Genomic DNA, 11872 nt, shown 5'->3' on the forward strand with positions numbered 1-11872 from the left:
CCTCGTCCTGCCCCTCCAGCCTAAGAGCCCCGTGGCACGCCTCGGGTCCTGGTGCGGAGCGCTCCGCACCAGGACCCGGTCGGGGGCTCGACAGGCCTTCCGGTCAGGCGGCTTCGAAGCCCGCGTGGTCGGCGATCTTCTTCAGCTCGGCCAGCGCGTGCTTCTCGATCTGGCGGATCCGCTCGCGGGTGAGGCCGTGCTGCTTGCCCACCTCGGTGAGGGTGCGCTCGCGACCGTCCTCCATCCCGTAGCGGGACCGGATGATCGAGGCCGTGCGGTCGTCCAACCGCCCGATCAGATCGTCCAGTTCCTCACGGCGGAGCATGACCATCACGGCGTCCTCCGGGGACGTCGCCCCGGTGTCCTCGACCAGGTCGCCGAACTGGGTCTCGCCCTCGTCGTCGACCGACATGTTGAGGCTGACCGGGTCGCGCGCCCAGTCCAGGACGTCCTTGATCCGAGCCTCGGTGGTGTCCAACTCGGCCGCGATCTCGGCCGGCTCGGGCTCCCGCCCCAGCTCCTTGGACTTCTCTCGCTGCACCCGCCGGATCCGCCCCAGCTCCTCCACCAGGTGCACGGGCAGCCGGATGGTGCGGGACTGGTCGGCGATGGACCGGGTGATCGCCTGCCGGATCCACCACGTCGCGTACGTGGAGAACTTGAAGCCCTTGGCGTAGTCGAACTTCTCGACGGCGCGCACCAGGCCCGCGTTGCCCTCCTGGATGAGGTCCAGCAGCGGGAGGCCGCTGCGCGGGTACCGGCGGGCGACCGCGACCACGAGCCGGAGGTTGGAGCGGATGAAGACGTCCTTGGCGCGCTCGGCGTCGGCGGCTATCGTCTCCAGCTCCTCGCGCGTGACGCCGTCGGGGAGCCCCTCCTCGTCCAGCAGGTGCTGGGCGTACACCCCGGCCTCGATCCGCAGCGAGAGCTCGACCTCCTCGGCGGCATCGAGCAGGGGCGTCCTGGCGATCTCGTCGAGGTACATGCCGACCAGGTCACGGTCGGCCTCAAGGTTGGTCGGGCGGGCCGCGCGAGTCCGGTCGGCCCTGTCGCGAACGACGGCACGGGTGGCCATGCTTGCTCCCTTTGCTGGTGTTGCCGAGGTCTGCCTGCCTGCCCCGAGGGCAAGAAGTGCGGGCCCCGCCCCGGGGCTCACACGTAACGATCCAACGAACAGATTCCGGACAACATTCCCAAGTCACTCAGATTCTTCCCCGTGATGCAGTATCCTGCCGGTTTTCACCCCGACTTTGGACGCTCGGTGACCACCCGGGTACATCCCGTGCCCTCGGGCGACCGTTCCGGGAGTGATTTCTTCACTCGACCCTCACGCGCCGGCCGCCTACCCGTTGAACAGGCGAACGGCCGCGCGCGTTCCCGCACACTCCCGGTTTCCGCCCGCGCCCACGCCCCGGCGCACGCAGGACCTCCTCACAAACGATGCCAAATCGCTATCGCTCCAGCTCCTGATCGGCGCAGGACACTGGGAAGGTGTCAGCCATGCACCTGACCAACAGCACGACCACCGTCACTGCGCGTAACCGCAGTCTCCTTCGGGACGCCTCGGTCGTGTTGGTTTGTGCCGCGCTCTTCGGCCTCCTGGCGGCCCTGGTGACGGGCCACTGGCGCCCGCTGATCCGCTTCGACCAGGAGTGGATCGGCGAACTGCACACCTACGCCCGGGAGCACCGGATCTGGACCGCCGCGGTGCAGACGCTCTCGGACATCGGCGGCACCGTCACCATGCGTACACTCCTCGGAATCGCCGCCGTCTGGCTCTGGTTGATCGGTGCGCGGGTCCTGGCCGGCTGGGTGGCCGCCCAGACCCTGGTCGGCTGGGGCGCCCAATGGGCACTGAAGCTGGCCTTCGACCGCAGGCGGCCCAGTTTCCCCGACCCGGTCTCGCACGCCGGCGGACCGGCTTTCCCCTCCGGGCACGCCATGGCCTCGGCGATCACCTGCGCCGTCCTGGTCGGCCTGGTCTGGTACCGGGTCCGCCGCCGGGGCCGGACCGCGGCCTGCGCGGTGGCGGCGGCGACGGTGCTGACCATCGGCTGGACCCGGGTCGCGCTCGGCGTGCACTGGCCCAGCGACGTACTGGGCGGCTGGCTGGCCGCCGGGATCGTGCTGGGCGCCGTGACCACCGTGATCGAGCTCTGGCGCCCCGGCGCGCTGGCCCGCGACGTACGGCGGGTCAACTGGCGCACCAGGCCCAGGGTTCAGCGGGTCATCGTGCCTTCCATCCGGTCGCCCCACCCCACCGACCCGCTGGACGACGGCGCACCGGGCGACGGCGTGCCACTGGACGACGACGTACCGCTGGACGACGGCTTTCCGGACCACGCCGTCCCGGACCACACCGTCCCGGACCACCGCGTTCGGGACGACGACACCCTGAGCAACACTGCCGACCGGCCGCACAAGAGAGCCAGTTGAGACCACGTCACCGGTCCGAGGTCGTCCGCTAGCGTGACCGCCGTGACCACCGCCACCGCCCCCGCCCCCGCCGTCCCCACCGTCACCGCCGGATACCCCGAGCGGCCGCTGCGGATCGCCACCGTCCAGACCCAGGCCGTGGCCGGCGACATATCCGCCAACGCCGCCCAGGCCGCCGAGCTGATCCGCGAGGCCGCCGGCGCCGGTGCCCGCCTGGTGCTGTTCACCGAGAAGTTCCTCTCCGGGTACGAGCCCGAGCTGATCCGCGCCGACCCGCTCAAGTACACCGTCCAGCCCGGCGATCCGCGCCTCGCTCCGATCGCCGAAGCGTGCCGCGAGACGGGGGCCGTCGCCGTCGTCGGTGCCGCCGTGCAGGACGGTGCCGACCTGCGGATCTCCGCCCTCGTCATCGGCGCCGACGGCGGCTTCGTCACCCGTTACGACAAGCAGTACCTGTTCAAGGCCGAACGCGACCTCTACCGCCCCGGGACGGCCGGCTGCACGCTGGAGCTGGACGGCTGGCGGCTCGGCCTCGGCATCTGCTACGACTCCGGCTTCCCCGAGCACGCCCGCGCCGCCGCGCTCGACGGCTGCCACGCCTACCTGGTCGGCGCGCTGTTCAGCAGGGGCCACGGCTACCACGAGTCCCGCACCTGGTTCCCCGCCCGCGCGCTCGACAACACCCTCTACACGGTGCTCGCCAACCACATCGGCCACACCGGCCCCTGGCACACCTGCGGCGGCAGCGCGGTCTGGGGCCCGGACGGCCGCCTGATCGCCGAGGCGAGCGAGGACCGGCGCGAGGTCGTCGTCGTCGACCTCGACCCCACGGTCCTGCGCACCGCCCGAGAGACCGAGACCCTGCTCGCCGACCTCGCCCTCGCCGCCGAAGCCGGGGAACGGGCCCACGTGAAGCTCGCCTGAGACCTGCTGCCGGCCCGGCTGACCCGGCGGGCGGGGAGGACGGCGGCGGCGAGGCCGGTCAGGCCGGTCAGGGCCCGGGGAACGGGACAGGCCCCCGACCCGGAGTGGGCGGGGGCCTGTGACCCGTGTGCTCGTTGTGCCCCAGGCAGGATTCGAACCTGCGACACCGGCTTTAGGAGAGCCGTGCTCTATCCCCTGAGCTACTGAGGCGCGGCCCAGCTGTGGCGAGGCCGGTCACAGCGTACCGGATCGGGGGTGGGGAGGGGGGTGGTGGACGGGGTGCGGACGGGGGTGCGGGTGCCGACGGGGTGTCAGGACGGGTCAAGTAGCCTGCCAAGAAGTGCCTGATCCGCCCCGGCACACCGCGCGAAGGAGACGAAAGACCCGATGAGACCTGCGGTGCGCCCGGTCGTCCGACTGCTGGGGCAGGTGTGGCTGTGGCCCGCGGTGGTGATGCTGGCGGTGGGCGGGTACCGGCTGGGGACGCCGGACCTGTGGCGGGACGAGATCGCGACCTCGACGGTGGCCACCCGCTCACTGGGCGATCTGCTGCGACTGCTCCAGCACATAGACGCCAGCAACGGCGCGTACTACCTGCTGATGCACGGCTGGACCGCGGTCTTCGGCGACTCGACGGTGGCGCTGCGCATACCGTCCGTGCTCGCGATGGCGGGGGCCGCCGTGTTCGTGGCGCTCACCGCCCGGCGGCTGTTCGGCGGCCGGGTCGCGGCGATCGGCGCGGGCCTGCTGTTCACGGTGCCGCCGCTGGTCTCCCGGTACGCGCAGGAGGCTCGCTCGTACGCGCTGGTGACCTGCGCGATCGCCGCCGCCACCTACTTCCTGCTGCGGGCGCTGGAGCGGCCGACCTGGCGGCGCTGGGCGCCGTACTGCGCGGCCATGGCGCTGGCGGGCGCGGGGCACCTGATCTCGTTCAGCACGGTGGCCGGGCAGGTCGCCCTGGTCGCGCTGCACCTGTGGCGCACCCGGGAGGCCGCGGACCGACGGCTGCTGTGGCGGTACCCGCTGGCGGTCGCGGTGGCCGCGGTTCCGATACTGCCGGTGGTGCTGCTGGGCAGCCGCCAGTCGGACCGGCAGCTGGGCTGGATACTGACCCCCTCCCTCCGCCGGCTGGCCACCTTCGGCGAGTACCTGTTCGGCTCGAACATCGTGTTCTACGCCTTCGTGCTGCTGGCGATCCCGGCGCTGGCCCTGCCCGGCCGACGACTGCAGGCCTGGCAGGTGCTGCTGCTCGCCGAGCTGCCGGTGGTGAGCGTCTGGCTGGTGTCGCGCCTGGGCGACACCTCGTACTTCATCGACCGGTACCTGCTGTTCACGGTGCCCGCCTGGGCGGTGCTGGCCGGGGGCGGGGTCGGGGCGGTGTACGGCGCGGTGGCGGCCCTCGCGCGGCGCGGCCCGGCACCCCGCAGGGCCGCCGCGGCGGCCGGGCTGCTGGCGGTGGGGCTGCTCGCCGTACCGGCCGTGGCGGCGCTGCCCAAGCAGCCCGCCGTGCGGTACGCGGACTCGCACAACCACTCGGAGGAGCCGTTCAGGGCGGCCGCCCGGACGATCGCCGCCGGCTACCACTCCGGGGACGGGCTGGCGGCCCCGCTGGGCGACCAGTCCTGGGCGATGGTCTGGCCGGGCGTCAGCTACTACCTGCCGTCGGACGTCCACCCGTACCCGGTGTTCGTCGCGCGCAGCGCCGACGACGCGGAGGACCTGTCACCGACGCCCTGCCCGAAGCCGGAGGCCTGCCTGGGCCCGGTGTCCCGGATCTGGCTGCTGGTCCTCGGCGATACCGCGGACCCGCTGGGCGCCATGCCGACCGACCAGGCACAGGTGCTCCGCACGCAGTACGGCGACCCGGACCAGGTGACGCCGCTCGGCGGGTTCACGCTCGCGCTGCTCGACCGCGACACGTAACCGGGCTGCGGCCGTAGCCCCGGGGCTACGGGGACCGGGGGAACGAACGCCGAAGGGGAGCCGGTACGGACCGGCTCCCCTTCGGCGTGGCTTCGGCGTTGCTTCAGCGGCTCAGTGCCTCGGCAACTCAGCGCCTCGGCGGCTCACAGCGTGCGCAGCAGGCGGGACTGGATGGACGCCGGGTTGAGGTCCGACTGGAGGGCCACCGGGACCTCCACCTTGTCCTCGCCGGCGCCCACCCGCAGCACGCCGACCTCCTTGCCCGCCTTCTCGGTGTGGCCGATCTTCGACGCGTCCAGGGTGACCGTGCCGGAGATGCCGGGGAAGCCCGCCACCACCAGGTCCTTGGTCGCCACGACCTGGACCTTGCCGCCGAGCCCGTCGTCCACCGAGCCGACGACGTCGCCCTGCTTCACCACGGTCTGGCCGGTCAGGCCGTTCTGGGCGGCCTGGATCTGCTTGCCGCTGACCTTCAGCACGGTCGACAGGATGTCTTCGCCCTTGTTGGGCCCCGTGGCCGGCTGGCCCAGGGTGACGCCGAGGATCAGCCGCTTCACGCCGCCGATCTCCTTGTAGGCGGCCCACATCAAGCAGCCGCCGGCCGGGGTGCTGGAGCCGGTCTTGACGCCGATGACGCCGGTCTTCGGGTTGATCAGGTTGTTGGTGTTGAGGATCTTCAGGTTGTTGAGGTTGGTCTCCGGGGTGGAGACGATCTGCCGGAAGATCTCGTCCTGCATGACCTGCTCGGCCAGCTTCAGCTGGTCCTTGGCGGTGGACTTGGTGTCCGTGTTGTAGCCCGCCGGGTCCGCGTAGATGGTGTTGGTCATCCCGAACTTGGCCGCGGTGTCGTTCATCAGCTTGACGAACGCGTCCTCGGAGCCGGAGTGGTAGCGGGCGAGCAGCCGGGCCACGTTGTTGGCCGAGGGCAGCATCAGCAGTTCCAGCGCCTGGTACTCGGTGAGCACCTGGCCCTCGGTGAGGGCCACCCGGGACTCGTCGAGGTTGCCGGACTCCTGCGCGGCCTGCTTGTCGACGGTGATCTTCGGGCCGCTCTCCCCCTTCTTCAGCGGGAACTTCTGCAGGATCAGGTAGGCGTTCATCACCTTGGTGACACTGGCGATCGAGGCCGGCGTCTCCTGGCCCGAACTGCCGAGGCTGCCGACGCCGACCACCTCGGCAACGGACTGGCCCTTGGCCGGCCAGGCGAGGTCGAGCTGGTCACCGTTGAAGGTGTAGCTGCCCGTGGCGGTCATCTTCACCGTGGCGTCCGGCAGCGGCCGCAGCAGCTGGGCCACCACGACCGCGCCGAGCACGACGGCGAGGAAGACCGTCCAGATGGTCACCCGCTTGACGGCGCGGCGCAGCGGCGAGACCGGGCGGGAGTTGAGGGAGGCCAGGACCTCCATCGCCTCCGCGGTGTTCTCGGGCGAGGGCAGCGGCTCCGGCGAAGGCAGCGGCTCGGGCCGGGGCAGCGGCGGGACCGGCGGCACCGGCCGCGGGTCGGGCTCGGGCAGCGGCTTCGGGGCCGGCCCGGGGCCGGGCGCGGGCTTGGGGGCCGGCTTCGGCAGCGGCTCCGGGCCGGGGGTCGGCTCGGGCTCCGGGACGGGGTCCGGCTCCGGCAGCGGGCGCGGCGCCGGCGGCTCGGGCACTGTGCCGGCCGAGGCGGCCGCGGGGGCGCGCGGCGGCTTGGGCTTCTCCGGCTTCTCGGCCTGCCCCGACTTCTGACCGGGCTGCCCGGTCTCGGTCAGCGTGACGGGGTCGGCGTCGGCGTCGGCGTCGGGAGAGTCCTCGGCGGAGGCGTCCTCGGTGCCCTCGGCGCTTTTGGTGGCTCCGGTGCTTTCGGCCTTCGCGGCCTTCTCAGGCTTGTCAGTCTTTTCGGGCCTGTCAGTCTTGTCAGTCTTGTCAGTCTTGTCAGTCTTGTCAGTCTTGTCGGCCTTGTCGGCCTTCCCGGTCGGCGCGGCCTCGGACACGACGGCCTCGGGCTCGGCTGCGGCTTCGGCGGGCTCGACCGCTTCGTCCTTCGCCTTGTCCTTCGCCTTGCCGGCCGACTTCTCCGCCACCGCCGCACCCGTCCGCATGGCGAGACGCGGGTCGGAGCCGGACGGGCGCTCGGCGGGCTCCTTCTCCCCGGCGGGTGCCGAAGGGGTCTCCTTCTTCTCCCCCTCACCACCGGAACTCCCGTTACCGGCGGCCTTCACCAGCTCGTCGGGGAGCCGCAGCGCGGTGGTCCTGTTGTCCACCGGCAGTCGCAGCATCGTCGTCTTGCTGTCCACATCCCGGACGCGGAGCTGTACGGTCGAGCCGCCCTTGGCCCCCGCCGCCGGAGCGTCGTCGGACGCCTTCGCGGACGCCTTCGGAGACGGTTTCACGGACGGCTTCACGGACGGCTTCGGAGACGCCTTCGCGGGCGCCTGGCCGGAGGTCTCCGCAGAGCTGTCCAAGGAATCGTCCGATGAGGCCTCGGCTGACGCCCCGGCAGCAGCCGTGCCGGAACCGCCCTCGGCGGACTCGGTGGACTCGGCCGTTGCGGCGGCATCGGCCGTCGCACTGGCCGTCGCACCGGTCCGTTCGCGTTCCCGGCCCCCCTCCCGCTCGTCGTCCCTCAGCACCCTGTCGGGGGACTCGCCCACGTATCCCAGCCTCCTCAACGCCCGGCGGGGCACCTGCGAACCCGATTTCGGGAAGCCGACGCCCCGCCCCGTGTACCTGTACAGTCTCCGCCACCGACGGCCGTTCCCACCGCGCACACCCCGCCCGACCGGCGCTTATTGCCGGCGCTCGGGCGCACCACGGTCTGTTCACAGATCAGACGCCGGGCCTGCGACCGCCGGTTCCGCGCCTTCACCGCAAGGTCACGATTCGGAGGCGTACTCGACAAGCCCGTGTGAGAGGCGTCACCCTGTCTCTCATCCACGCGGGGAGGCTTGGATGGGCAAGAGCCGCAGAACTGTTCCCGAGGAACTCTTGCTGCTCGCTTTGGACCCGACCACGGGTACCACGGCGCAGCCGCAGACCCTCGACCTCGGACTCGCCGGGGCGCAGCTCGTCGAGCTGTCCCTGGCCGGACGGATCGTACCGGAGGGAGACCGGATCGCTGTCGTGCTCGCACGGCCGACCGGCGACCCGACCCTTGACCACGCACTGGAACTGTTGCGCCGTCGCGGCAGTCCGGTACGCGCGGCGCACTGGATCGGCGGGCCCCGGTTGGGGTTGCGGCAGACCTATCTGGCGCACCTGGAGCGCTGCGGCATGGTGACGGCCGTGCCGGGCCAGGTGTGCGGGGTGCTGCCGACGATCCGGTACCAGGCGTCCGACGACTGCACCAACGCCGCGATCAAGCAGCGGCTGGACACCGCGATCCGCACCGGCGTGCCGCCGGACCCGCGGACCGCCGCGCTCGCGGCGCTCGCCCACTCCGTGGGTCTGGGCAAGCACCTGTACCCGGGCAACGAGGGCCGGTCCTCGCGGTCGCGGTTGCGGGACCTGATCCGGTATGACCCGCTCGGCGGGATGGTCGCGCACGCCGTGATGGACGTGCAGAACGGCCTGCCGACGCAGCAGAACCGTTCTTCCCAGGGCGCTGGGTCGGGCTCCGGGTCCGGGGCCGCTCCGGCCACCGGCCGCTCCGGTTCCCGTACGGCGGGCCGGGGTTCGGGCGGGCGGGTTCCCGCCTCCCGGGTCGGCGTCCGCTGACCGGGGAGGCACCGGTCGCCCACGGCACCGTCAGCGACACCGCCGAGGGCATGCCCGACAGCGTGCGCCGCGTCGCCCACGCCTCCCAGAGGCGCTGAGCGACCCGACGCACGACCGGCACCACCGGCACCTTGAGCACCACCCGCACCACCCGCGTCACAAGCACCACCAGAAGCACCGAGGGGCGGTCGCCCCGCGACGCAAGTCGCCCGGCGACCGCCCCTCTTGCCGTCCCCGGAAGCCCGCGGAAGCCCGCGGCGGCCCGCTCTCGCCCATGCCAGGGGCACGTGCGAGAGCGGTTCGGGGACATCTGTCGCACGATCTGTCCGAGTCGCCGAGCCGCATTACCACCTGGGGGCTTTCGCTGTCTCACAGAAGCGCTTTTCCGATGATCTGTTCTACCGCGCTGCTGTGATTCCCCGGCGCCGACCTGGCCCAAGGTGACATGCTGCTCCAAGTCAGGGGGGTTGGTCCCAATGTCCGAAGTGTTCCGAGGACTGCCGTTCCAACGATCACCAGAGGTTCGGCCGGAGGTCGAAGTGTCTGCCAACGTCAATCCCACCGTCCGCCGTCGACGCCTCGGCTCGGAGCTGCGCAAGCTCCGGGAAGGCCTCGGCATGACGGCGGAAGAGGTCGCCGGCCGGCTGATGGTCTCCCAGTCCAAGATCAGCCGGCTGGAGAACGGTCGCCGCAGCATCAGCCAGCGGGACGTGCGCGACCTCTGTGACGTGTACAAGGTGACCGACGAGCAGATGCGCTCCAGCCTCATGGAGATGGCCAAGGAGTCGCGTCAGCGCGGCTGGTGGCACGACTTCAACGACATGCCGACCCCGTACAGCGTCTACATCGGGCTGGAGGCCGAGGCCTCCTCGATCCGCGCGTACGAGTCCTCCTTCGTCCCGGGCCTGCTGCAGACCGAGCAGTACGCCCAGGCCGTGGTCGAGGGCACCCAGCCGGACACCGAGGCGACCGCAGTGCAGCGCCGGGTGCAGGTCCGGATGAAGCGCCAGGAGCGCGTCCACGGCGAGGACCAGCTGGGCAGCCTGTGGACCGTCATAGACGAGGCGGTGCTGCGCCGCGAGGTCGGCAGCAAGGAGGTGATGGCCCGGCAGCTGCAGCAGATGCTGGAGCTCAGCCTGCGCCCGAACATCACCATCCAGGTGATCCCGTTCTCGCACGGCGCGCATCCCGGCATGACCGGGACATTCTCCCTGCTGGAGTTCCCTGAGTCAGCCGATTCCACGGTTGTCTACTTCGAAGGTGTGACGAGCGATCTCTACCTGGAGAAGGAGGCTGATGTGCGCCGCTATACCGGTCTCTACGACTACCTGAGGGCGGCCGCACTCGGTGTCGCGGAGAGCCGGTCGCTGATAGCCGACATCGAAAAGGAATTCCACGAATGATCACCCCGTCCGAGCACGGAACCCGATGGCGCAAGAGCAGTCACAGCGGCGGCCAAGGCGCCTGCGTGGAGATCGCCGTCCCCGGCGCGGGGGAGGTGGCCGTCCGGGACTCGAAGGATCCCCGGGGCCCGCACCTGCGTTTCTCGACCGAGGCCTGGAACGCCTTCGCCGCGGCGACGGCGGCCGGCATCTTCGGCGAGCTCCCGGGCTGACCCGCCCGCGCGGTTCCGGGCGGGGGCGGCGCTTCAGCCCGTCACCGGGTAGCGGGCGGCCCAGGCGGCGCCCTCCGCCGTCCGCCGGTCGTGCAGTTCGGGGCCGTGCATCAGCTCCAGCACGAAGTCGTCGGCGAGTTCGAGGATCGCGGCGCGCCCCTCGACGGCTGCCACCAGGCCCGGCGGCAGCGCGGTGTCCCCGTGCAGTGCCCCGAGCAGGTTGCCGCAGATCGCGCCGGTGGAGTCGCTGTCCCCGGAGTGGTTGACGGCCAGCAGCAGGCCCGAGCGGACGTCGTGGGCGACCAGCGCGCAGTAGACCGCGATCGCCAGCGCCTCCTCGGCGACCCAGCCCTCCCCCAGCGCCTCGACCCGGTCGGCGGAGGGCTCGCCGGCCCGGACGGCGTCCAGCGCCGCCCGCAGCGCGGTGGTGGTCTCCTCGTGCGCCTGCCGCTCGGAGAGCAGGGCGAGCGCGAGGTGGACGCCCTCCTCCAGGGTGCCGCCGCGGGCCACCGACTGGATGATCACCGCGAACGCGCCCGCCGCGAGGTAGCCGGTGGGGTGGCCGTGGGTGAGCACCGAGCACTCCACCGCGAGCTGGAACACCAGGCTCGGCTCCCAGGTGGTGAGCAGCCCGAACGGCGCCGCCCGCACCACCGTGCCGCAGGCCTTGGAGTGCGGGTTCTTGGGCTGCTCCAGGGTGCCGAGCCGCTCGGCGTCGGCCCCGGTGAGGCCCGACAGGCAACCCTGGCCGGGGGCGCGCTGGGCGTACAGCCACTCCTCGCGGCCCAGCCAGCCCAGGTCCGGGCGGCGCTCGTCCGGGCCCCAGTCGCGCTGGGTGGCGACCCAGCGCAGGTAGGCCAGGTGCAGGTCGGTGGGCGGGTGCCAGCTGCCGGTGTCGCGCCGGATGTGGGCGCGGATGAGTCCGTCGACGGTGAACAGGCTGAGCTGGGTGTCGTCGGTGACGGCGCCGGTGCGCCCGTAGGCGGGGACGTAGCCGGTGACGCCCTGCGGGCCGTGCTGGGCCCGGATCTTCTCCAGCGCCTCGAACTCGACGCCGGCGCCGAGCGCGTCGCCGATGGCCCCGCCGAGCAGGCAGCCCCGCACCCGGCTGCGGTAGTCCTGCTGCTGGGCGCGTGACCACAGTGGCATCACGACGGGGCGCCTTTCGTCGGGGCGGGGGGATGCGCGACGCACGGCCGGTCGCGCGCCCTCGCACTGTATTCGAAGGCCCGAGCGGATCAGCGGCTTCCCTCGAACTTCAGTGCCCCCGCCCCGGGGGTC

Annotated in this window: 9 protein-coding genes and 1 tRNA gene; 6 read left to right on the forward strand and 4 right to left on the reverse strand. The window is 72.0% G+C overall.

Annotated features, from left to right (window positions below; all coding sequences use genetic code 11):
• Positions 1-103: 103 nt before the first annotated feature.
• Positions 104-1075: a sigma-70 family RNA polymerase sigma factor gene (locus ACZ52R_RS08075; protein ID WP_360494337.1), complete on the reverse strand. Its 972-nt coding sequence runs from the start codon at positions 1073-1075 to the stop codon at positions 104-106.
• 425 nt (positions 1076-1500) lie between these two features.
• Here ACZ52R_RS08075 and ACZ52R_RS08080 point away from each other — a divergent pair, with 425 nt between their 5' ends.
• Together ACZ52R_RS08080 and ACZ52R_RS08085 are read left to right on the forward strand one after the other, a co-directional pair.
• Complete coding sequence (locus tag ACZ52R_RS08080) at positions 1501-2436, forward strand: phosphatase PAP2 family protein (RefSeq protein WP_465753129.1); 936 nt, start codon at positions 1501-1503, stop codon at positions 2434-2436.
• 42 nt (positions 2437-2478) lie between these two features.
• Entirely contained in the window at positions 2479-3360 is an 882-nt protein-coding gene (locus ACZ52R_RS08085; protein ID WP_465753131.1) for a carbon-nitrogen hydrolase family protein, read from the forward strand.
• 137 nt (positions 3361-3497) lie between these two features.
• On the opposite strand, the gene ACZ52R_RS08090 is transcribed toward ACZ52R_RS08085, so the two are convergent.
• Positions 3498-3570 (reverse strand) — tRNA-Arg (locus ACZ52R_RS08090).
• Between the two features lie 177 nt (positions 3571-3747).
• Here ACZ52R_RS08090 and ACZ52R_RS08095 point away from each other — a divergent pair.
• Entirely contained in the window at positions 3748-5283 is a 1536-nt protein-coding gene (locus ACZ52R_RS08095; RefSeq protein ID WP_465753133.1) for a glycosyltransferase family 39 protein, read from the forward strand.
• Between the two features lie 143 nt (positions 5284-5426).
• Here the strand turns inward: ACZ52R_RS08095 and ACZ52R_RS08100 are convergent, their stop codons facing one another.
• A complete protein-coding gene (locus ACZ52R_RS08100) occupies positions 5427-7652 on the reverse strand; it encodes a D-alanyl-D-alanine carboxypeptidase family protein (RefSeq protein ID WP_465753135.1) in 2226 nt (741 codons plus the stop codon).
• Between the two features lie 559 nt (positions 7653-8211).
• On the opposite strand from ACZ52R_RS08100, the gene ACZ52R_RS08105 reads away from it, so the two are divergent.
• From ACZ52R_RS08105 to ACZ52R_RS08115, 3 genes are all read left to right on the forward strand, one after another.
• The gene (locus ACZ52R_RS08105; RefSeq protein ID WP_360494350.1) at positions 8212-8976 is read left to right on the forward strand and encodes a GOLPH3/VPS74 family protein; all 765 of its coding nucleotides are present in this window, start codon (positions 8212-8214) and stop codon (positions 8974-8976) included.
• Between the two features lie 539 nt (positions 8977-9515).
• On the forward strand, positions 9516-10379 hold the full coding sequence (locus ACZ52R_RS08110; protein ID WP_465616625.1) for a helix-turn-helix domain-containing protein: 864 nt from the start codon (positions 9516-9518) through the stop codon (positions 10377-10379).
• Entirely contained in the window at positions 10376-10591 is a 216-nt protein-coding gene (locus ACZ52R_RS08115) for a DUF397 domain-containing protein (protein WP_465616623.1), read from the forward strand. Before ACZ52R_RS08110 ends, ACZ52R_RS08115 begins: the two co-directional genes overlap by 4 nt.
• A 33-nt stretch (positions 10592-10624) precedes the next feature.
• On the opposite strand, the gene ACZ52R_RS08120 is transcribed toward ACZ52R_RS08115, so the two are convergent.
• Entirely contained in the window at positions 10625-11740 is a 1116-nt protein-coding gene (locus ACZ52R_RS08120; RefSeq protein ID WP_465753137.1) for an ADP-ribosylglycohydrolase family protein, read from the reverse strand.
• Between the last annotated feature and the right edge of the window lie 132 nt (positions 11741-11872).

The organism is Kitasatospora sp. NPDC034023 (assembly GCF_055575795.1).